Origin of the sequence: Ottowia sp. (assembly GCF_016703145.1) — a bacterium.
Classification (GTDB): Bacteria; Pseudomonadota; Gammaproteobacteria; order Burkholderiales; family Burkholderiaceae_C; genus Ottowia.
Genome location: NZ_JADJCO010000003.1, coordinates 1,796,792 through 1,818,598, shown reverse-complemented (window position 1 = coordinate 1,818,598; position 21,807 = coordinate 1,796,792). Strand labels below are relative to the sequence as shown.

General features: G+C 59.0%; 19 protein-coding genes and 2 pseudogenes. 10 read left to right on the top strand and 11 right to left on the bottom strand.

What is annotated here, in order from left to right:
* Nucleotides 1-39: 39 nt before the first annotated feature.
* Both msrA and msrB read right to left on the bottom strand, forming a co-directional pair.
* Nucleotides 40-555: a peptide-methionine (S)-S-oxide reductase MsrA gene (gene msrA / locus IPG65_RS12475; RefSeq protein ID WP_180883368.1), complete on the bottom strand. Its 516-nt coding sequence runs from the start codon at nucleotides 553-555 to the stop codon at nucleotides 40-42.
* Nucleotides 555-998: a peptide-methionine (R)-S-oxide reductase MsrB gene (gene msrB, locus IPG65_RS12470; RefSeq protein ID WP_293189836.1), complete on the bottom strand. Its 444-nt coding sequence runs from the start codon at nucleotides 996-998 to the stop codon at nucleotides 555-557. Before msrB ends, msrA begins: the two co-directional genes overlap by 1 nt.
* Before the next feature lie 540 nt (nucleotides 999-1,538).
* On the opposite strand from msrB, the gene IPG65_RS12465 reads away from it, so the two are divergent.
* Nucleotides 1,539-2,495 (top strand): helix-turn-helix domain-containing protein, encoded by a 957-nt coding sequence (locus IPG65_RS12465; protein ID WP_066122851.1) that lies wholly within the window; start codon nucleotides 1,539-1,541, stop codon nucleotides 2,493-2,495.
* Here IPG65_RS12465 and IPG65_RS12460 read toward each other — a convergent pair.
* Nucleotides 2,492-3,019 (bottom strand): OsmC family protein, encoded by a 528-nt coding sequence (locus IPG65_RS12460; protein ID WP_198149467.1) that lies wholly within the window; start codon nucleotides 3,017-3,019, stop codon nucleotides 2,492-2,494. The two genes, IPG65_RS12465 and IPG65_RS12460, sit on opposite strands and share 4 nt — an antisense overlap.
* Nucleotides 3,020-3,515: 496 nt before the next feature.
* On the opposite strand from IPG65_RS12460, the gene gshB reads away from it, so the two are divergent.
* Both gshB and trxC read left to right on the top strand, forming a co-directional pair.
* Nucleotides 3,516-4,469, top strand: a complete 954-nt coding sequence (gene gshB, locus IPG65_RS12455; protein WP_066122852.1) for a glutathione synthase — start codon at nucleotides 3,516-3,518, stop codon at nucleotides 4,467-4,469.
* A gap of 70 nt (nucleotides 4,470-4,539) precedes the next feature.
* Nucleotides 4,540-4,992: a thioredoxin TrxC gene (trxC, locus tag IPG65_RS12450; RefSeq protein WP_083955519.1), complete on the top strand. Its 453-nt coding sequence runs from the start codon at nucleotides 4,540-4,542 to the stop codon at nucleotides 4,990-4,992.
* Nucleotides 4,993-5,325: 333 nt separating this feature from the next.
* Here trxC and IPG65_RS12445 read toward each other — a convergent pair whose 3' ends face one another.
* The 4 genes from IPG65_RS12445 to IPG65_RS12430 form a co-directional block, all read right to left on the bottom strand.
* Nucleotides 5,326-5,565: a DUF1840 family protein gene (locus tag IPG65_RS12445; RefSeq protein ID WP_293189829.1), complete on the bottom strand. Its 240-nt coding sequence runs from the start codon at nucleotides 5,563-5,565 to the stop codon at nucleotides 5,326-5,328.
* 255 nt (nucleotides 5,566-5,820) lie between these two features.
* Entirely contained in the window at nucleotides 5,821-7,359 is a 1,539-nt protein-coding gene (locus IPG65_RS12440; RefSeq protein ID WP_066122845.1) for a DASS family sodium-coupled anion symporter, read from the bottom strand.
* A 76-nt stretch (nucleotides 7,360-7,435) separates the two neighbouring features.
* Nucleotides 7,436-7,726, bottom strand: coding sequence for a hypothetical protein (locus IPG65_RS12435; RefSeq protein WP_066122844.1), 291 nt, complete (start codon nucleotides 7,724-7,726; stop codon nucleotides 7,436-7,438).
* Nucleotides 7,727-7,728: 2 nt separating this feature from the next.
* Nucleotides 7,729-8,673, bottom strand: a complete 945-nt coding sequence (locus IPG65_RS12430) for a DnaJ C-terminal domain-containing protein (RefSeq protein WP_293189826.1) — start codon at nucleotides 8,671-8,673, stop codon at nucleotides 7,729-7,731.
* Between the two features lie 988 nt (nucleotides 8,674-9,661).
* Here IPG65_RS12430 and IPG65_RS12425 point away from each other — a divergent pair.
* Nucleotides 9,662-10,264, top strand: a complete 603-nt coding sequence (locus IPG65_RS12425; protein WP_066122840.1) for a uracil-DNA glycosylase family protein — start codon at nucleotides 9,662-9,664, stop codon at nucleotides 10,262-10,264.
* Nucleotides 10,265-10,446: 182 nt separating this feature from the next.
* On the opposite strand, the gene egtB is transcribed toward IPG65_RS12425, so the two are convergent.
* Entirely contained in the window at nucleotides 10,447-11,715 is a 1,269-nt protein-coding gene (gene egtB, locus IPG65_RS12420; protein ID WP_293190094.1) for an ergothioneine biosynthesis protein EgtB, read from the bottom strand.
* A 232-nt stretch (nucleotides 11,716-11,947) separates the two neighbouring features.
* Complete coding sequence (egtD, locus tag IPG65_RS12415) at nucleotides 11,948-12,949, bottom strand: L-histidine N(alpha)-methyltransferase (RefSeq protein ID WP_066122838.1); 1,002 nt, start codon at nucleotides 12,947-12,949, stop codon at nucleotides 11,948-11,950.
* An 837-nt stretch (nucleotides 12,950-13,786) separates the two neighbouring features.
* On the opposite strand from egtD, the gene IPG65_RS12410 reads away from it, so the two are divergent.
* Complete coding sequence (locus IPG65_RS12410; RefSeq protein ID WP_066122837.1) at nucleotides 13,787-14,068, top strand: DUF427 domain-containing protein; 282 nt, start codon at nucleotides 13,787-13,789, stop codon at nucleotides 14,066-14,068.
* A 400-nt stretch (nucleotides 14,069-14,468) separates the two neighbouring features.
* Here the strand turns inward: IPG65_RS12410 and IPG65_RS12405 are convergent, their stop codons facing one another.
* Complete coding sequence (locus IPG65_RS12405) at nucleotides 14,469-14,876, bottom strand: RidA family protein (RefSeq protein WP_066122834.1); 408 nt, start codon at nucleotides 14,874-14,876, stop codon at nucleotides 14,469-14,471.
* Nucleotides 14,877-14,999: 123 nt separating this feature from the next.
* Here IPG65_RS12405 and IPG65_RS12400 point away from each other — a divergent pair.
* From IPG65_RS12400 to IPG65_RS12390, 3 genes and pseudogenes are all read left to right on the top strand, one after another.
* A pseudogene (locus IPG65_RS12400) lies at nucleotides 15,000-15,494 on the top strand (LysR family transcriptional regulator); the annotation flags it as partial.
* A gap of 94 nt (nucleotides 15,495-15,588) precedes the next feature.
* A complete protein-coding gene (locus IPG65_RS12395) occupies nucleotides 15,589-16,539 on the top strand; it encodes an IS481 family transposase (RefSeq protein WP_066122833.1) in 951 nt (316 codons plus the stop codon).
* A pseudogene (locus IPG65_RS12390) lies at nucleotides 16,536-17,051 on the top strand (LysR substrate-binding domain-containing protein); the annotation flags it as partial. The gene IPG65_RS12395 and the pseudogene IPG65_RS12390, both read left to right, overlap by 4 nt.
* A 500-nt stretch (nucleotides 17,052-17,551) precedes the next feature.
* On the opposite strand, the gene IPG65_RS12385 reads toward IPG65_RS12390, so the two are convergent.
* A complete protein-coding gene (locus IPG65_RS12385) occupies nucleotides 17,552-18,583 on the bottom strand; it encodes a helix-turn-helix transcriptional regulator (protein WP_083955516.1) in 1,032 nt (343 codons plus the stop codon).
* 787 nt (nucleotides 18,584-19,370) lie between these two features.
* Here IPG65_RS12385 and IPG65_RS12380 point away from each other — a divergent pair.
* Together IPG65_RS12380 and IPG65_RS12375 are read left to right on the top strand one after the other, a co-directional pair.
* A complete protein-coding gene (locus IPG65_RS12380) occupies nucleotides 19,371-20,651 on the top strand; it encodes an MFS transporter (RefSeq protein WP_219627210.1) in 1,281 nt (426 codons plus the stop codon).
* Between the two features lie 246 nt (nucleotides 20,652-20,897).
* Nucleotides 20,898-21,659: a trypsin-like peptidase domain-containing protein gene (locus tag IPG65_RS12375; protein ID WP_293189817.1), complete on the top strand. Its 762-nt coding sequence runs from the start codon at nucleotides 20,898-20,900 to the stop codon at nucleotides 21,657-21,659.
* The last annotated feature ends 148 nt before the right edge of the window (nucleotides 21,660-21,807 follow it).

Here is a 21,807-nt window from a genome sequence, read left to right as displayed (position 1 = left end):
CGGCATTGAAGCCTGTTCCGATGCAGTCCCGGCTGCTACCTACTTTTCGTCAGCGTTTTTGCGCTTTGGAAGGATCCAGTCTGCACGTGGGAAGTGGCATGTATAGCCTCCCGGGAGCTTCTCCAGATAGTCTTGGTGCTCCGGCTCGGCCTGCCAGAAATCACCGGCCGGCTCGACCTCGGTGACCACTTTGCCTCCCCACAGTCCGGACGCATCCACATCGGCGATCGTCTCTTCGGCAACGTGCTTCTGCTCCACGCCGAGGTAGTAGATGGCAGACCGGTAGGAGAGCCCACGGTCATTGCCCTGACGGTTCTTCGTCGTCGGGTCGTGAATTTGGAAGAAGAACTCCAGAATTTTCCGGTAACTCGTCAGCTCGGGGTCAAAGATGATCTCGATCCCTTCGGCATGCGTGCCGTGATTGCGATACGTGGCGTTCGGAACATCGCCGCCGGTGTAACCCACGCGAGTCGAGATGATGCCGGGCTGCTTGCGGATGAGATCCTGCATTCCCCAGAAACAACCGCCGGCCAGGATGGCTTTTTCGTGATTCATCAAACGTTCTCCACTTGGTCGAGATAGGCGCCGTAACCCTCGGCAGCCATCTCTTCTCGAGGGATGAAGCGCAAGGACGCCGAGTTGATGCAATAACGCAGGCCGCCACGGTCCTTGGGGCCGTCGGGGAATACGTGGCCAAGGTGGCTGTCGCCATGCGTCGAACGCACTTCGGTTCGCGACATACCATGCGCGGTGTCGCGCAATTCGTTCACGTTCGCCGGAACGATCGGCTTGGTGAAGCTTGGCCAGCCAGTACGCGAATCGAACTTGTCAGCCGAGGCGAACAGCGGCTCTCCCGACACTACGTCGACATAGATGCCAGGCTCCTTGTTGTCGTTGTACTCTCCCGTGAAAGGTCTTTCGGTTCCCGACTTCTGAGTAACCCGGCGTTGCTCGGGGGTCAGGCGGTCAAGTGCTGCCTGTGTCTTTTCAAACTTCATGAAGTTCTCCTGTGCTTACTTAAAGGGCTAGCTAGGCAGATGCGCTCAGCGAGTTCTGCTGGTCATCTGATGTGTCCTCCTCAATGGCCAAACACGGTCAGTGCTCATCTGAAAATAGGCGTAGACTGCCAAAACGGCTAGAAAACAGGGGTTGAGGGGGCCACCAAGGACTACCGCAGTAGAACTTGCCCCTTCGCACTAACCACGAACTTAGGACACTCTGAACAAGTCCAGCGTTCATGCCGTCACTCGTGTTAATTGACGCAACGGAGCTTGCGGGATGAGCCAGATCAGTTTTAAGGGCGCAGAACAAAGTGTGCACTCGCAGTGTCTCCGGATCATTGTTTCTTGGGCACCCTCAAGGGTCAACAGGCCAATGTGTTCCATCGTCCGGCAAAAGAGGCCAGAGAACCTGAAGTGATCTGCCAGCGTGAGACAGGCAGGTCAGTGCGTAACAGCCCGTCGCGGGAGCGCTGACGTTTGCGTACTATCGGGATTTCGAGGCGCCGCTTCGACCTGAATTCACATGGAGACAGCACCTTGAACGACCGACCGCTACTACGCATTTCGCCAGGCGATCTCGAGGGTTTGCTTGGTACTCTCGATGTCAGTTTCGTTGCCCTTTCGGAATGCTTAGTGAGCATGGGATACAGCCTGGAACTGGGCGGTATGAACGCGCCCGGCATCCACTACAACATCGTTGGTACTGGCCGGGCCTTGATTGGCAATCGCGACCCCATACCGTTAATGCCCCACACGTTGATTGTTGTGCCGCCAAATTCGCCGTTTCGAATTGAGGTAGAGGGCAGCACGGGATTCACAGGCCTGCGTTCCGTCAAGAAGCAGCCGCAGATGATCTCGTCGAGCACCATACGCAGATTCTCGGCGGGCGATGGTGAACCTTCTTTGATACTGGTGTGTGGGTACTTTCATGCCACCTACGGCGCCTGCGCCGAACTCTTTGGTAGCTTGACCGAGCCCATCTTCGAACAGTTCGACGTCGACGATCACGTCGACACTAAGCTGCAGACAGCGCTCAGCGAGCTCGTCGCACAGGAGGTTGGCAGCGGTGCGATGAGTGCGGCTTTGCTGAAGCAAGTCATCGTGTTGCTTTTGCGCCGGTCGCTCGTCTCCATGAACGCCTGGGTAGAACGCTTTTCGGTACTCAGCGATCCGCTAGTCGCAAGAGCCTTTGCCGCAATGGCCATGCGTCCTAGCGATGATCACTCACTTCAAAGCCTCGCCCACACGGCCTGCCTCAGCCGTTCTGCTTTCGCCGCTCGATTTACCGAGGCCATAGGAAAGTCTCCGATGCAGGTGCTTCGTGAGCTCCGACTGCGGCAAGCGATGTTCCAGCTAAAAGCCAGTGGCCTCGCCGTCGAGCTCGTCGCCCGCAACGCCGGATATGCCAGCCGGAGCAGTTTCACAAAGGCATTCCGAAGGACCTACGGAATAGAGCCGTCCGCAGTCCGTCGCAGCGTTGCAGCTGAGGCCTAGCCTGACTCAGACGTAGCGTCCTGTGCCTCCGCCTGATCACAGGCCTGCTCCATGCCGCGCATGTGCTCACAAAGAGAAACAGCCTCGTCCACCAGACTCCCCGAGAAAACCAAAGTCGTCAAGACTTCCGAGCCGCGCTCAATCGTCTTGTACACAGGGCAGTTTGAGACGATTTCGAGAAGTTTCTGTTGCTGCTCGTCGCTTAAGCTCCCCTGAAGCTGTATTTCTCGGCTGAAGGTGTCCGCCGCGTCCAACCCATTTCGGAGATGCGTCACCTTCACCCGAATCCGCTCCAGTGGCCACTTCTTGCGCGACGCATACAAACGCATCGTCATCACCGAGCAGGTCCCAAGGGCCGCACTCAACAAGTCGTATGGGTTGGGACCGGACCCGAGCCCCCCTATGCCTATCGGTTCATCCGCGATAAATGTAGCGGAGCCAGTCCTCACCTTCAGCTGAAATGGGCCATTCTTGGTCTCGTCGATGACGATGGTTTCCCCAACCGCATCGACTCGCTGATTCATAACCATATGAAATACCCCTCCAGGCGCCTGGAGCCTCCACTGGGTAACGAACCAGAGACTGCCGGGCACGGATACCAGATGGGCGGGCCTTTTCTTGCCCCCCCACGACGTGGGCGACACACCTGTGGTGCACTCGAACCAGCAATTAGAAATATACCGCCACCAAGACGTCTCGGAGTCCGGAAGAAGCGTCCAGCGTGCAGCGCCCGGAGTCCCCTCATGTACACCGTCTGAGTCGAGTGCCTCCCTCCATGCACAGCATGACAAGAAGTGAGTGTTTAGAACAGCGGGGAGCCAGTCTTTCTACCAGCTTGAAGTCCGAAAGAAGTGGTCCCTCGTCGTGGAGTCCACGCCCTGGCTCGGATGGTCGATGCTCCTGGCCAACATCCATGCAGAATCGACTCCCCGTTCCCGCTCAGGTAAGCGCGAAGGGAAGGCCGATGGCGTGAAGAAATCCGTATCCCGAGTTCGTTCGATGCTGCAAGAGGAACGTCAGATGAAGAAGCTTTTGTTTGTCGTCGATCCGCTGGATGAGTTCAAGGTCCACAAGGACACCACTTTCTCAATAATGCGCGAGGCCCAGCTGCGTGGTCTCCATATAGCAGCATGTCTGCCGCGTGACATTCAGTGGAAGTCAGGCAGTTTTGTCACAGCCACAGTGCAGCAAATTAGCCTGACCGGATCCTACCCAAGCTGGTACCGCGTCCACGACACAAAGCAAATGGACTTGAAAGACTTTGACGCTGTCCTCATGCGCAAGGATCCACCATTCAACGCCGAGTACATCTACGCCACTCACCTGCTGGAACAAGTTGAACGAGAGGGTGGCAACGTAGTGAACAGACCGCGGTCACTTCGCGACCATCCAGAGAAACTCGCAATCATGGAGTTCTCTCACCTCGTACCGCCGACGCTGGTTACGCGCAACGCGGCGTCCGTGCGGGACTTCCACGCGGAGCATGGCGATATCATTCTTAAGCCGCTTGATGGAATGGGTGGAAAAGGCATTTTCCGAGTCGGACAGGGCGCGCTGAATCTAGGCGTCATCATCGAGACGTTAAACAAGGGTGGTGCCGAAACCATCATGGTCCAGCGCTTTGTGTCGCAGATCGTAGACGGCGACAAGCGCATCCTCATAATCAACGGCGAGCCCGTGCCTTTTGTCCTGGCACGTATTCCGCAGGGTACCGAAGTGCGTGGAAACTTGGCGGTTGGGGGCAAAGGGGTGGCGCAGCCTTTGACGCCGCGCAACCGTGAGATAGCAGAATTTATCGGCCGAGCACTTGCACCACGCGGACTTTTACTCATTGGGCTTGATGTGATCGGTGATTCTGTTACTGAGATCAATGTCACCAGTCCTACCGGCTTTCAAGAAATCACTGACCAAACCGGCTTCAACGTTCCGGCGCTTTTTGTCGACGCGTTGGAACGGACTACACGCGCAACGTAGGACGAACCCCCGCGGCGCCCGCTGTGGTTTACGGCGCACAGCAATTGCCCTTTACCTTTGGGAGCGAAAAATGTTCGAAAAGCTGCACGTAGTTTGTCCAAACTGCCAGATCACAAACCGGATAGCGAGCGAACACCTCACGAGAGAACCAAACTGCGGTAGCTGTCATCGACCTCTATTCAACGCGAGCTCATCCAACTTGGACGAGGCCTCCTTCGACAAGCATGTGTCGCGAAACGAGATTCCGGTTCTGGTGGACTTCTGGGCGCCATGGTGCGGGCCGTGCCACCAGATGGCACCCGCATTCGAACACGCTGCGTCGCAACTTGAACCCGATTTCCGGTTGGCAAAGGTCGATACGCAAGCTGTCCACTCGCTGGCAGAGCGCTTCAACATTCGCAGCATCCCGACACTGGCTCTATTTCAAGGAGGACGTGAGGTTGCCAGACAAACAGGTGCCATGAGTGCACCGGACATCGTCAGATGGGTCCAGGCCCAAGCCCTAGCACGGAACCTGGGATAGATGGCATAAGCACTGTTGTGTCCTGCTCTTCGAGCCAGGATTTTGCCCGACGGCCAAGGCCTTTGGGCTATCAACGTACGAATTCACTCTGGCAAGCACTCCTGCTCCACGAGTTCATTCTGAGAAATGTTCATCGTGTCTGGCAGTTGGTGAACGCATGCCCGTGGGGAAAGCATAGCTATGTGTAATGCGTTTACCACTTTATCATCCAGCTACTGCCATTCCTCGTGCTGAGTTGTCTCGGTACCCTCGTCGCCACCGACTTATGAGACATCGATAAACAGATGTCGCCCCCTCGGGCGACAGCGCGAAGCGCTGCGTGGGGCGCTTCCTTCACACCCCCCAGACGATATCGACCCCGGCTTTTTCGCAGCGCTGCAGCATCTCGATCAAGGGGCTGCTGCGCACGCGCAGGCTCACCGTGTCGGAGGAGGACGATGCATCGTCCGTGTCGTCCTCTTCCTTGGGCTTCTGGCGCGCCTCGTCGGCCGCCACGGCAGCGCGGATGGCCTTCACGGCCCCGCTCATCTCGGCGGGCTGGATGACGCCCGGACCCGATGGGTCCTTGCCCATGATCTCCAGCAAAGTTGGCCGTGCTGCTTGAGCATCACGAGGTCGCCCGTTTCACGAGATTTGAATCGATACGTAGACATGAGATGCCTCCTGTGGTGAGGTGCCAGACAATTCTTGCGCCGATGCGCCTCCGAGACCAAGCGGCCTCGTGAACAAGATGGTCTGGGCGGGGCCCGTTGCCTTATGTCGGCTACGGGTTTGGTGCTTCGCGTGCATCACTTCCTTGTCAGTTTTACCGGAAATGACATGGCGCCTTCAAGCTGTCTTCGTCATGTACCCCATCCAGGGCCAATAGGTCAACGCGAAGACGACCAGAAGCGCCATGGCTACCAATGTGATGACGAAGCCGGTGCGAACGAAATCTCGTGCGTCGAATGTGCCTGTGCCGTAGGCAATCATGTTCTGCGGCGCGTTCACCGGAAGGATGAATCCAAAGCTCACGACGAACTGCAAAAGCATCGTCATTCCGATGACGTTGATGGCCGGCGTCTGAACGGCCAGCAGAACGCTCATGATGATGGGAATCATCGTCGAGGCGAGAGCTGTAGCGCTCGCAAAGCCGAGGTGGATGACGATCAAAAACAGAGACAGCAGCATCAGGACAACGAAGGCGCTGGCGTGTTGAAGACCAAGGTTCTGCACAATCAGGTTTGCGAGCCAGCCGGCCGCATTGGTCCTCAGCAAGGCCGTTCCCACACTGATGCCGACCGCGAACAGCACGACCGTTCCCCAGGGAAAGCCGTGCTGCGACTCTTTCCAATCCATCACGCCCAGGCGAGGCAGCAGCATCAAGGCGATCGCGGCGATAGTTGTCGACGACGTGTCGAAGTCGTGCAGCACTTTCTCGGTCGCCCAAAAGCCCAGCAGTACCAACACTATCGCCAGGAGTTTCCACTCTCTCGTAGTTGTCTTCCCGATCGCATCCAGCTGCTTTCGAATAGTCACCCGGCCGCCCTCGATCTCCTTCATTTCCGGTTTCATCATGCGGGTCATGATGAAGTAGACCGCGACGCTCATCAGTGCTGAGAACGGCGCCCCGGCAATGAACCACTCCATCCATGTGATCGTGGCCTGGAACTGCCTTTCGATGAAGCCGATGGCCACCAAGTTCTGCGCCGCCGCGGTCTTGATGCCGATGTTCCAGACGCTGGCAGTCTGTGCCGCTGCGATCACCAGCAGGCCCGCGAATCGACTGCGCTTGTCCACCTTGAAGGCAAGAATGAAGCCCATCATGATGGGCACCAGGCAAGCCACCCTTGCCGTTGTGCTGGGCACGATGAACGACAGCAGGAAGCCCACGACCATGGCGCCAATAACGATTTGATTGGTGCGCGCATCTACTTTGGAAAGCACGAGCAGCGCGATGCGCCGGTCAAGCCCCGTGGCCGTCATAGCGGCGGCGATAAAACAAGCTGCCGCGACTAATGCGACAGCACTGTTTGAAAAGCCCGACAGTGCCAGGCTCAGCGCCGCACCGGTCCCAATGTCACCGCTCTCCGGCTTTGCGACATCGGGGGTCGCAGCCAGAAGGAAGATCATCAGTGCGCCGACTACTACAGCACTCACGGCATAGTCGAGAGCCTCGGTCATCCAGACGATCACGGCGAAGGCAAGTACAGCCAGCATCACCTGGCCAGCCGGCGGCAGCCCCGGCGCAGCCGGCATCCACAGCACGGCCAACAACGCAGCAACCGCGAGGACGAGGCCCGTGGTCTTGATGAAGTGCCGATTCGATGAGGGCGGCACGGAAGGCAACTGTGTCGCGAGAGGAGTGGCCTTCAATAGCTGATTCATGAGATTCTTTCCTTGGCTGCTCTGGTGGTGAGCGATTACCCCAGAAGATCGGCGACCCTCGGCACCATGGCGACGTTCAGCGCAATTCCAATTGCCTACGCAGACGTGCCACTTCTTCAATCAAGTCCGCCGTGAGGGCCGCCAGCTGTGGATCCGCATCAAAGCAGGTCTCCAGGTGCGCAACCCGCCGTGCGCGCACCAGTGTGAAACAGTCGAAGCGCCATCCTTCAGACCCCACGTGGACATGCAGCACGCCTGCGTCAACGCGTTTCTCAAGCCAAAGCACGTCTACGCCGCAGGCCCGCGCCGCCTCCTCAACTGAGAACACCGCGCCTATCAGCACTTCTGCATCGAGTATGGGTTTCATGTTCACGTTCCTGCGACTGTCCGCGCGTCAAATCCGGGAAATGCGTGCGCCAAGGCCGAATACGCGTCGCGCTGTCCGTCGGTGGCAGCGGCCGGCAAGACGACTTCCAGCACCAGGTAAAGGTCGCCGGGTTCGGATGCGGGGATTCCACGACCCTTCAGCCGCAGCTTTTTGCCAGGCGTCCAGCCGCCAGGGACTGTTACCTCCACAGCGTCGTCCGCTGGCAGTCGCACCGTCACTGACGCTCCAAGCGCGGCTTCCCAAGGAGACAGCGATAGGCGACCGTGTACGTCCTTACCGTCGGCACGCCACTTGGTATTTGCGCGGATCGCCACTTCCAACAGTAGGTCGCCGGGTGGGCCGCCGTTGACGCCTGGACTACCCTGCCCTGCCAACCGGATGTGCTGACCCTCCCGTACTCCCTTCGGTATCCGAACTTCCAGTTGGCGTTTCTCGCGCCTGGGTTGGCCTTGATCGTCAATACGCACTGCGTCTAGCTCCAGCATGCGCACCGCGCCAAGATAGGTATCCAGTAGTTCGAGCTCGATGCGTGTGTGTCTAGCCTCACCCGGAATCGGTCCTTCAGGGTGACGCGCCCCGCCCCGGCGCGTGCGGGTGGCGCGCCCGAACAACTCCTCAAAGAAGTCGCTGTGCTGCGCGTTTCCGCCAACAGATGTGAAGTCGAAGCCTTGTTGCCAGTCTGGTGGAGACCGGAACTCGCGAGCGCTTTGTGGCTGCGCTAACAGCTGATCGTATTCGGCGCGCTTTTCGGGATCTGACAGAACTCCATTGGCCTCGTTCACCTCCGCCATCCGTGCAGACGCGTCCGGTACCTTGCTGACGTCGGGGTGGAACTTGCGCGCGAGCTTACGAAACGCTTTCTTTATCTCCTCTGCCGTGGCCGTCTTCTCCACGCCGAGCGTCTTGTAGTAGTCCTTGAACTCCATGCTTGGCTACCCGGTCACCGTCGGAACTCAGCGGGAATCGGATCCCCGCTCAACTTCAAACTGGTGTCGCGCTCCACCGCCCCGACTCGCTCCGCACTGAGCGCACGCTCAATTGCCAACGTAGGTGGACGCTTGCCGAAAAAACCTTGGCTGCTACGTCTATACCGACAAAGCTTCACCATCAGAAAATGGCTTTTCAAGCGAAGTCTCATTGAATGCCTGCCCCCCGAGATGCCGGCGGCGTGCAAAGAAGGACGCGATGCAACTTGACTGCCCCGACAGGTGCCAAAATGGCCTCCGACGCTACCCGGCCCAATAACAGAATTCGCATATGGAGTCCCCATTCAACTTGCCGCCGACACGATGGCCCTCGGAGGGCGCTTAGCCTCATTGCGCTTGGCGAGCAAGAGAAGAGAGAACTCGCCGCTCCGGCAGGAAGCGTTTTCCGCACCACTCCGAAATAGGGTTCGGGAGCGAGCGCTGGGGCACTGTACGGCGCTCGGCGTGTCTGATAGTCCGGAATACATCTCCTATCGTCGCCGCGAGGGATGTGGCCCGCGCAGTTCCCCAGCGAAAAGCCTTCCAAGCGCACTAGGGATTGATCAGCACAGTGATGCGGAACCGACCGTCGCTGGGTTGCTGTGGCTGAATTGGTCCGGTACTCCGAGGCTTTCTCCAAATGACAGGCCCTCAACGACTTCAAAGGTCAAGCTCTTCAAACTTGGAGGGACCGGGGTAACGTTTCACGTAAACGCAGCATGGAAGTGGCCCCGGCGCCGCTTGATTCCATTCACGCGCGCACCCAATTCATTCTTTGCAAAACAACTATCCAGAAGCTGACGCCAAAGGGTTGAGCACGTCTGCGCGATGGCGTGTAAGCTGGCCACCACCGGCACTGCGCTGCGCTGCGCTGCGACAGGAATCCTTTCGCAATCAGACCGTCATGCCTACTCAACGTATCTTTGCGAACGACTCTCACTTGCCTTCGATGCCGCTGCACCGCTCTGCTGCTGGTCGCCTTGACGCGCTTCTGAGTGAGATTCAGGCTTGCCGCGTCTGCGAGGCGCATCTCCCGCTGGGTCCTCGACCTATTGTGAGAATCTCGCCGTCCGCTCGCATCTTGATGGTCGGTCAAGCACCAGGCCTTAAGGTTCACGAAAGTGGGATTCCGTGGCACGATGCAAGCGGGAAACGGTTGAGGGAGTGGTTGGGGGTCGAGGAATCGGTGTTCTATGACGCGCGCCGGTTCGCGATCGTGCCGATGGGCCTGTGCTATCCCGGTCGAGGTCGCAGCGGAGACTTGCCACCACGTCCCGAGTGCGCGCCTCTTTGGCATGAACGCATCCTCTCCTCGCTGCCACACATTCGACTGACTATCTTCATCGGGCAGTACGCTCAGGCGAAGTACCTCGGTGAACGCAGGCGGGCGACCCTCACTGAGACAGTCGCCGCATGGAAGTCGTATGCGCCGCAGTTCATCACCCTGCCCCACCCGTCGCCGCGCAACCAGAACTGGCTGAAGCAGAATCCGTGGTTCGACAGGGACATTGTTCCGATGCTTCGCAACCACGTGGCAGATGCGCTGGCATAGCCCGATTCCGGCTGCTATCGGTCTTAGCGCCTGGACTTACCACCAGTTTGCGCATCGGCCCTCAGTTCCTCCGCCTGCAAGGACTGAGGCGACCCTGCCCGAGTCATTCAGCGCTATCCCTTGTGACCAGCAGGCGGAACTCGGTGCCTCACGGCGTGCCCCGCCTCTGTTTCAGCCAGGCATCAACACTCCCTGTCCCGCGCGAGGCGCAGCCCACTGAATTGCCACCTGGTCGCGGGCGGAAAGAAATTGCGATAGGTGAGGCGCGTGTGGCCGCGTGGGGTGGCCACGCTTCCACCGCGGAGAACAACTTGGCCGACCATGAACTTCCCGTTGTACTCACCGATAGCGCCAGGCCATGGCCTGAATCCTGGATACGGGTCAAAAGAAGAGCGCGTCCACTGCCAGACATGACCTGTGAGCTGTCGAATCTCCGGCAACAGTGCCGCCGATTCCCATTCAGCCTCTGTGGGCAGTCGAGCACCGCTCCATAGAGCAAAGGCAGCAGCCTCATAGAAGCTCAGCTGGCTCACTGGGGCTCCAAGATCCATCGGCTGGACTCCGGCAAGCCCGAACACCTGCCACCCCTCGGCTGGCACGCCGGAGTCTCTTGGCGCAATCCAGTACGCGGGCATTTGCCAGCCACTGGACTGAACCACCGCCCAGCCCTCGGACAGCCACAAGGCGGGAGTTTTATAGCCACCGTCGGCGATGAAGTCGACGTACTCTGAGCAAGTGACCAAGCGGTCGGCAATTTGGAATGGCGCCAGCCAGCAACGATGTCGCGGGGTTTCGTTGTCGAACGCACAGGTTCCACCTGGATGGCCGACCTCTACCAACCCGCTCGGTCCATCCAGCCATTTAACCTGTGAAGGAGCTTGAAGGCGAAGTGGCCCTTCTCCAGAGGCTCGAAGTGCCGGGAGCATCGGATTGCACGAGAGCAGGTGTAGGGCGTCCGCGACAATGAGCTCTTGATGCTGCTGCTCATGCTGCAGACCAAGAATAATCAGCGGCCCCACAGACTCGAGGGTTTCGTTGTCGACCTCCTCAATTAGCCGAAGGACAGCGGCGTCGACGTGCTCACGATACCGATGCACTTCCCGCAGTGCTGGACGAGTGAGAAGCCCTCGCTGGGCCCTCGGATGGCGGCTACCCAGGGACTCGTAGTACGAATTGAACAGGTGCAGATAGGACGCGTTGAAGGGCTCGCATGATGTATGAGGCATCAGGACTACGGCCTCGAAGAACCACGTCGTGTGCGCAAGGTGCCACTTCGTGGGACTCACATCTGCCATTGACTGTACGCACTGGTCCTCTACGCTCAGGGGACTCGCTGCACGCAGACTGGCTGCGCGAATCTGTGCAAAATGGTTCGCAAGGGCTGCGCGATCTGTCGCGTCAGGAATGATAAGACTCGCGGGAGACAACGCGCAAAGTAAATTCCTGGTCATGAGCCCGGGTCCTTTTTTTACGAGCATGCCCGGCGCTCAGAGCAGCCACGTGATTGACAGAACATCGACAGAGAGCCAGTCGAGCGGCGCCCTCGTCCATTGTTCTGACCGCGAATTGGGCTCAGTCGTCCTGGGCAGGCCCCCTCGTGTGAGTGGCTTGCTTCGTCGTCGCTAGGAGACAGAGAGAGCGGGTTAGCCGTTGCTGATGCGCTGAACGTAGGCCGCGCACGTATCAGTCGGCGCTGTATTCTTGGTCGCTGCCGATCGGGACACGTTGCGCGGAGAGAACTGCAAAGTATCCGTCCGGGTCAGTCCAAAAGCCGGTCGTGTTCCATCCTCCCGCCCTGAGCAGCAGGCGAACATCCCGGACGGTGTACTTGTAGCTGTTCTCGGTATGAATGGTTTCGCCCTCCCGCATGGAGAAGCTGCAATCGGCTACGCGAAACTGCACGTCGTATCGCGCGCGAAGATGCATCTCTATCCGGGATAGCCCTTCATTCCACCGCACCTCGTGCTTGAAGGCAGACACCGGAATGTCGCCGACAAGTTCCCGGTTGATGCGGTGCAGTAGATTGAGGTTGAACCTGGCGGTGACGCCCTGCGGGTCGTCATATGCCGGCAGGAGGATTGCTTCGTCCTTCAGCAGGTCGATCCCCAGGAGCAGGGTGGAATCAGGACCTAGGGCGTCGCCAAACGTCCGCAGGAGGTTGACTGCGGCCGCTTCGCTCAGATTACCGAGGGTAGATCCCGGGAAAAAGCCGACGCCACCTCGCTGCAGGACCGTATGCGGCAGCTCCATCGGACGCAGAAAGTCCGCCTCCACAGGCCGCATAGGAATATGCGGGAACTGGGCCTGCAGAGACGCAATGGATTCGCGCAAGAATTCGCCGGAGATGTCGATGGCGATGTACTCCGAGAACAAGACGTGACCAAGCAGCACGGAAGTCTTGGTGGCGGAGCCCGCACCGAACTCAACGAGCACCCTGTTGTGCCCCAGGAGTAGCGCGATCTCCCGGATGTACGTCGACAGAATTGTACGCTCGCAACGGGTTGGGTAGTACTGCGGCAACCGAGTGATGTCCTCGAACAGCTTTGACCCTTTTTGGTCGTAGAACCAGCGCGGAGGAATGGCTTTGTGAAGGCTCCCCATCCCACTAAGCACATCACGCAGAAGCCCGGGATAGGAGTTGGCGACGGGCGCTACTATGGGCGCAGAGAAGGAGGGGTTTCTCATCAAACGGAAAGGAAAATACTGACGCACACCATCATCATCCAGTCGATACGTCTAAAGGTGCGGGAATGGCTTTATGGCCGGAGGAAGGGCGAAGGCTACAACTACTGTGTCGCCATAACTATTGTTCTCCGATGACCCCACACGGGTCAACATGCCAATGTGTCCGGACGTCCGACAAAATGAGCCAGGAAACCTGAAGTGGGTCGTTCATTGGCGGCGGGACTGATCAACCGTTGGCCTTTATCGTCCATACGTATGCGTCCACGGCCAGCGTCTGATAGTCCGGAAAACGTTCCCTATCGTCTGCGCAAGGCCTGTAGTTCGCGCAGTTCCCAACAAAAATCTATTCCAGGCACTACATTAGAACGACTCTTACGTAGAGAGGGGTCACTAATTCAGGCGGAGGAGTGGGACGCAATAGTAGTGGCGCGGGTCAAGCTGGCCCTGCTCTATCGGCGCGTCTGTCGCGAGCAGTCAAACGCGTGGCACTGATCGAACGTCACAGTGTGGGAGACTCTTGCGTCAATACTGGGTGTACACCTGGCAAGACGCGAATTGCTAGCATTGGTCTTGCTCACCCGCGCGCACGTGCTCGGAGTAAGCCTCGGAGGGAGTCCGCAAACAGATTGCGGCAAGGGTATTCAGCGCGTCCCGTCAATCTCGGAACTGAAGCCCGCTTGCATACGTTCAGTGACCACTCCAAGTAATTCGACCTGAGATGGTGCTCGAAGTTGATTTCATTGCCTTCAAAGAATAAGCCTGCGCGCGTGCGCCGCCACAGTCTGGCGCGCGGGGCCGATCTGAGCATCTACCTAAATTCACGCTGGAGGCATTGACATGAAAGCCACATGGAACGGCGCGTTGATTGCGCAGAGCGACGACACGGTGGTCGTTGAGGGGAAGCACTACTTTCCCGACAGTTCGCTGAACCGCGAATATGTCATCTTGAGCGACCACAAGAGCAGTTGCCCTTGGAAGGGCCTAGCCAGCTACTACTCACTCATCGTGAATGGCGAGACCAATCCGGATTCGGTCTGGTACTACCCCAACCCAAAGCCTGGGGCTGAAATGGTGAAAGATCGAGTCGCATTCTGGAAAGGCGTGAAGATCGAAGCGTAGGACAGCTGTACGAGGCCTTGTTCACTGAAGTGGGCTAGGTGCTTCAGGCGCGAGGTATGAACTTTGGCGAGGTCACGTGTTCAGTGCAGCTGTAGGGCCAGGCATCGTGTCAGTGATGGGGACGGACGCCGTTTCCCTTTCCTGCTTTCACGTGCGGCTGCAAGCTCCGCGTTGCTCGCACAAGGTATGCCCTGTTGCGATGACTCGTTGAATGCGGGCAGTAACTCACACCCCTTTTGGTAGTCCGGCTTCACCTGGTGGCGAACTCGCACCAGCACCGCCTGCAAAAACTGCGGCGCTGTCAGCTGTGGATGCAGGTCGGTAGCAACTACGAATCAAATCCTACCCCCACCGGCCAGATCACTCTGACCCTGGCTACCCTGCGCCTCGCCTGGTCGGATCACACTGCAGCACTGGCCTCGGGCAGCTTGGCAATCACCTTGATCTCGAACTGGAACCCATACAGCCAGGTCACGCCAAGAGCTGTGAGCGTGGGGTGCGGAGCATCACCCCAGTATTCCCCCACCACCTCCCAAATGGTTTCGAACTTCGACTCGGGATCGACGATGAACACGGTCACGTCGACCACGTCCTTGAACGTGCAGCCGGCGGCCGAAAGGATGGCGTCAAGGTTGTCGAACGCGAGGCGCACCTGGGCTTGCAACTCGGGTTCGGGAGAGCCATCGGGCTGGCTGCCCACTTGGCCCGAGACGAACAGAAAACCGTTAGACCGGATCGCTGGCGAGTAGCGGTTCTTTTCATAGAGCGCCTGACGGCCGGCGGGAAAAACAACATCACGTGCAGACATGAAATACCTATTTGTTGGTGGGAAAGAATTGACTCTAGGCGATCACCACCTTCGGATAAACAAGCAAGTCGCACAATGACTTTGTGCGATTTCCAAACAATAGCCCTAATGTGAGGATCTCTGATGGACAGATTCAATGCAATGCAGGCCTTTGCCCGCGTGGTGGAGGCCGGCAGTTTCACCAAGGCAGCGCAGACGCTGCACATGAGCAAGACCACCGTGACGCAACTGGTGCAGCAGCTGGAGGCGCGGCTGCGCGTGAAGCTGCTGAACCGCACAACGCGCCAGGTGAAGGTGACGGCAGATGGCGCCACCTACTACGAGCGCGTGGTGCGCCTGCTGGCCGACATGGAAGACGCAGACACCAGCCTCTCCAGCGCTGTAGCCTCGCCCCGTGGGCGCTTGCGTGTGGACGTGCCCAGCCCACTGGCCCGCATGATCCTAATGCCAGCCCTACCGGAGTTTCACGCGCGCTATCCGGAGATCCAGCTGTACATCGGCGTGAGCGACCGCATGGTGGACCTCATAGGTGACAACGTGGACTGCGTGCTGCGCGGCGGCGAGATCACCGATCCGTCACTTATCGCCCGCCACGTCGGAAACCTCGCTCTAGGTGTGAAGGTTCAATAGGTTGTTTCGGGTGTTCACCCGGAGAGGTTCTGAGAGACTGGAAATCGCCAAACCCCCAGTCAACTCAGATTTCCAAACCCGGATGAACACCCATAAGAATGCCCGATTGACCTACCTGCGTCGCCTGGAGATGGTCCGAGATCTCAAAGAACGTGGCATGAGCGCATCAGATGCAGGCGCCAAGCATGGCGTCAGTGCCGTGACGGCACGCAAATGGCTGGCACGCTACCTGGCAGACGGGGCCAATGGTCTGCTGGACAAATCTTCGCGCCCCGAGAAGTCACCGCGCGCCATCGAACCGCATGTGGCGCTGGCCATCGTGGAGCTGCGGCGCAAGCTGTGCTTGCAAGCCTACATCGCCTCGTACATGGGCGTGTCCAAGGCGACGGTCAGCCGTGTTCTACGTCGAGCCGGGCTGTCACGGCTGAGCGATCTTCGGCCCCAAGAGCCCGTGCAACGTTACGAGCGCGAGAACCCCGGTGAGCTGCTGCACATCGACATCAAGAAGCTCGGGCGCTTCGAGCAGGTCGGTCACCGCATCACCGGCGATCGCTCCCAGCGCGGGCGAAGGGTCGGCTGGGACTACGTCTTTGTGGCCGTGGACGACCACAGCCGGCTGGCCTTCACGCAGGTCTACCCCGACGAGACGAAGATCAGCGCTGAGGCATTCCTGCGGGCCGCGGTAGGCTACTTCGCCAGTCTGCGTGTACCCATCCAACGCGTGCTGACAGACAACGGCATGTCGTTCCACTCCGCGCTGTTTGGTGAGGCTTGCCTGGAGCTGGGCATCACCCAAAAGTTCACGCGGGCCTATCGCCCGCAGACCAATGGGAAGGCCGAGAGGTTCATCCAGTCTGCGCTGCGCGAGTGGGCCTATGGGCACACCTACGAGAACTCACAACAGCGCTGCGCGGCCCTGCCGATTTGGACGCATTTCTACAACTGGCACAGGCCGCACCACGGAATCGATCTTGTGCCGCCTATCTCGCGTCTCTCGATGTCTCCAAAGAACCTCTTGACACTCCACATCTAGGTGTTTATGCAGCACCGGCCTACCTGCAGCGCGCCGGCACGCCGCTGCACCCGGGTGAGCTGGAAGACTCGCACCACCACACGGTGGGCTATTTGCGCGCGCGCAGCGGCACGGTGGCGCTCATCAGCATGCAGCGCGATGCCGAGCGCATCGAGGTGCAGGGGCGCCATGTAGTGGCGTTGGATGACGGGAACGCCTACCTCGCGGCCGGTGTGGCGGGCATGGGCGTGTTGTGGCTGCCGCAGTACATGGCGAACGACCATGCGGCGCGGGGCGAACTGGTGCCGCTGTTCGACGGCTGGAGCTTCGATGCGATGCCGATGTATGTGGCGTTCCCGTCCAACCGCCATGTGAGTGCGAAACTGCGGGCCTTCATCGACTGGGTAGTGGAGCTGATGCCCGTGCACTCGCCCGTGGCTTCGAGGCCCGAAAACTCAATTCATGACAAGCACTGCGCTGATGGTACTCACCGTGACCAGCACGCGAAAATCCCACAGATTCAGTCGGTGTGATGAGCTGAACAACTTCATCCGTCGTAAGTGCATCCCAGTCGCCCGGGAACACTGCCTTGGTGACAACGAACTGGTCAGCACGCGATGCGCCCGTCTATATCGGACATTCCCGAGTCTAGTGAAGGAAGCTTAGAGCCCAGATGCCTTTCGCTAAAAACCCCCGATGCGGTGAGAAGGCCGCTCAGATCTATCCGATGGGTTTCACCAGCATTGATCTCGGCGTACACGACTGTCTGCTGCCGATCAATGAGGAAGCGCGAGGGTATCCTCACCTTCGGCGAGAGGGCGATGAGCTTTGTGGACTGAGCATACTTTTCTCCAGAGACGTTGGCACGATTAAGTTTCCGCGCACCGTTCGGAATTGCGACCCCGCAGCTTCATAGCCTGCAGCTGCATTCGAGGCGCTCCGACCTGCCTAAGGTCACATACAAGACCACGTCGAAGTAGGTCACAGCGAACTCTCTTTCTGCAGGCAACTCAGGCCGTAGAGAGCCTCCAGTTCACTTTACGAGTGCTTCGCTGGTCTCGCTCGGGTCGTTGATGTGGAATACCGCATGCGGAATAACGCAGGACGAGGGTAGCGCTTGGCCTCGGTATTCCCGAGGGTCCATGCCATATGCCTTTCGAAACGCGCGGATGAATCCGCTGTTGTTTGCGTACCCGGCGGCCTGACCAATCTGCCCAATGGGAACGCCCGTGACTCGAAGTTGCTGGGCGGCCTGGCGCATGCGCAAATCTCTGAGCACACTCATTGGCGTTCGGCCAACCAACTCAAAAAAGCGCGCCATGAAGGTTGATCGGCTCAGACACGCGGTCCTCGCCAGGCTATCCACCGTATGTTCGGCCCCAGGCCTTGCCGTCATTTCGGCGAATGCCTTAGAGATTCGATGGTCCCTCAGAATCGCGAATCGCTCGACCCAGGGGTTGGGCGAGGTCAGCGAGCGGCGCAAGAGCAACACCAATGTCTGCTTCATGAGCAGCGATGTCATGGCGACGCTGCCGGGCTCCCTCCCCTTCAGCTCGACGAGCGCGTGGGTCAACTTGGCTGGTAGGTCGTGGCCCTCGGAAAAGCGTTCCACAATTGGCGTGGATAGGCCGCCAAACATGTCAACCACGTCACCAAATGCGGCGTGGAAATGGCCACACAGGACGCGCGCGCTTCCTGCCAACATGGCCCGGTTTTCTCGGGCCGGTCGACATTGAAGATGTTCCCTGCTGACAGGCGGGACGACTACAAGGGTATGTTGAGCAATCGCGATCGACAGACCATTTGAGGTTGTGAGGGACCCAGTTCCGCACATCCCGTAGTACAGGCGAGTCATACCATCGTTCGCTGGCTCGAACCGTCGCTCCCCCTTCAATGTGCACTCTTCAAGTGTGACCTGGCGGACCTCAAGCGTGCCGACGAGGGTATCCAAATCGGCCGGTGAAATGCGCAAGATTGGTCTGTCGGCCTTGGACACGGAGAAGTCAAGTTCCCCACTCTGGGTGCTCATCAGCTCAGGCTGGGTGATGTCGTTGCTTTGCGCCACAGCATCTCCTTGCACGCGGCTCGGTCCGAACTTGTTTCTCCCTGCCTTTCGCGGCCCAAAACCAAGCTTGGGATCCTGTCCGCGGCGGCGGCTTCCCACCGGAAGGATCGCATGCGGCTCTGCTTCCCGCGGGCGTCGTACGAGAGTCTTCGAACAACCAGTCGATTCCTCCCCTCGCCATGGTTGCTGTCACGTAAATAGCGCCATCCAAAATACAGGCCTCCGTATGCAATTCCCTAACGCCCTTTATAGAAGGCGCTAGCTCTCGAGGACAGGTAAGCGCCCCCCGAATTCAAGCACTGGATGTCGCTGGCGCCAGACACTTCCGGCCGCTTCATCGGATGCTCCCAGATTCCCTATGCATCGGACATCCACGACCAAGACATAAAAGCTATGCAGCGGATGTATGGGCAAGGGGGCCAACCTACCCCGCCTTCACATACCTCACGCACATCGAACGACGTGCATCCGTGGAGCGGAATGGCGTTAAGGCACTCTGCGTCATCTGTCGGTCCAAGCGTCCTGTAAGTGTGTCCAGGCGTCCAAAACCTTGCACCCACGTCGCGCAGCCGTTCCGTTTTGATGGAGCTCCCTTAGCATGCGAGCCTTATGTACAGCTTGTCGGTCGACTATTGAACGATGGAAAAGTAGCGCGATATATGCACGCTAGACGACAGATACCGTGACCCACCACGCAATCGCACCAAGAGTCCTCATCAATCTGGCGCGAAGCATTCGAACAGTTCGTCAGTGCGGCAGAGTACCAACCGTCACACTAGGCTAGGAAATGAGCCAGGCAATCGATACCGTAAGGACAGCGTGTAGACGAGGCCTCGTTCTTGCACCAGTGGGGGCGTTGCTTCTGAGCGTCGCCGCGCTGCTGCTGGGCAATGGCTTACTGGGTACGCTCTTGATCGTGAGAGCCGGCCACGAAGGCTTCTCGAGCGGCGCGATTAGCGCGATGATGTCCTTCTATTTCGCGGGGTTCACTGCAGGCGCGCTCGTATTGCCGCGGATCATCGTTTCTGTAGGCCATGTCAGAACCTTCGCCGGATTTGCGGCTCTTGCCTCAATGACGACCCTTCTCCATGTGACGTTCGTAGAGCCGATAGCTTGGATGTCGCTTCGCCTGGCTACCGGCTTCGCCTATGCAGGCATGATCCTCGCAACGGAGAGCTGGCTCAATGCGCACGCTGTGCAATCCACGCGCGGGCAACTCCTGTCGATCTTCGGTGTGGTTTCAATGGGCTCATGGGCAGTGGGGCAAGCGCTCCTCAACATTGCGGCGCCCGCCAGCGTCACTTTGTTCATCGTCGTGTCGCTGTTGATATCCGCTGCGGTGGTTCCGATTACTTTGCTTCCAAGCCATCCACCTGCCGAGGTGGAGCAGGAATCGGTCGCGCTCAAGGACGTGGTTCTCGTATCACCGCTAGCTGCGGTTGGCGTTTTCTTGGCCGGCCTGGCTATCGGCGGTTTCTGGGGCATGGGCCCGAACTTCGCCCAGAGGATCGGACTCGATGTGAGCGGTATATCCGCCTTCATGGCTGCGGTTCTGGGAGGAACACTTGCATTGCAATGGCCACTCGGCTGGCTTTCGGACCGAGTGTCTCGAAACATTGCCATTGCCGGTGCGGCCCTGGCGTCTGCAGCAGCTGCAATCTGCGTAGCGTTAGCAGTGCAGGCGCCTCTGCCAATGCTCCTTGCGGCGGGTGCGCTCTTCGGCGGCTTTGGAATCCCGATCTATTCGTTGTGTCTGGCCGCCGCGAACGACAACCTTCCGGCCGGTCGGCGACTCGGCACCGCGCGAGGGCTTCTTCTGCTCAACGGGATCGGGACTGCCGCTGGACCCCTCATTGGGGGAGCTGCGATGAATATCATCGGCCCTGGCGGCCTATTCCTTTGTGCGGCTGCGTTGCTCGCTTCCCTAGCGGTGCTGGCCATCGCACGCGGGCAACCAAAGCGCCCGCTCGAGGTAAAGGCCACCCGTTGTCCGAGCACGCCGATGATCACGGGATCTTTCGATTCAATGATACGAATCCAAGAGGAGTCTCAGGGTGCTCGGCACTAGCGCGGCGACTGAGTCGAAGGCGGAGGCGCACTATACAACGCCACATACAACGGACCGAAGCAGCCCGTCAACTGCCCGCCCGCCAGTCCCCATCGATGCATCGCTTGAATGCCTCCATCTAGTCGGTCAGGCATGCCTCGCGACCAGAGTTTTTCGCGAGACTCCCTGCTCTGCTCAGTCGGCAAATTTCGGGCATAGAAGTCGGACGGCGTGCCGGGCACAGGGCCGTTCATATATAAGAGTCTCATGGCCGAATCTATCCTTCTAACCGCCGCCCGAGTTTCCACTTTTGACGGAGACAAGTTGCTGACCGGTGCCAGCGGATTTTTCTTCCTGCGCAACGAACGGCTTTTCTTCGTCACCAGCAGGCACGTCGTCATTGACGCGCCCACCAAGCATTTCCCAAACCGGGTCGAAATCGAGCTGCACACCGATGCCGTCAACCTGACCCAAGCGAGCGCCTTGTCGGTCTGGCTCTACGTTGACGGCAAGAGTATGTGGCGCCAGGGAAGCGACACAGGCGGCGAGATCGACGTGGCGACCATCGAGCTGGACCGCTCGGCCCTTCCGCCGTCGGTAGCGATGCAGGCTTTCACGCCGGCTCACCTGCAGAGCATGCTGGACGAGGTCGAAGTCGGCAGTGCGCTGCTGGTTGTGGGCTATCCGCTGGGCTTTCATGATGTGATTTATCACCTGCCAGTGGTACGTCACGCGGTCATCGCATCTTCCTTTGGCGTGCGATTCCAGGGCCAGGGCTACTTTCTGACGGATGCGCGTACCCACCGTGGCACGAGCGGCGCAGCCGTGGTGATGCGGGCCCCTGGCACCGACCCGGCGCTGCCCTGGAAACTGTTGGGCGTGCACTCCTCGCGTTTGGATATGAACACACGTGACCTCGCACTGGATGAGTCGCTGGGTCTCAACTGCGCTTGGTACGCCGACATCCTGCTCACGCTCACGGCTGATGTACCGGCTCCCGCTACGGTGCAACCTCAACAACTTACCTGACAAAGTTGCTCTCCGGGGGCCTTTGTGCTGCTGCGGTGCTCACCACCCTGGCGTTGCTTGCCATCGCACGTGGCAGCAAAGGAGCCTGATCGAGGATCAAGGATCACTCGTTAACGAAGAACGCCGATGAACTTGGGATCTCTCGATC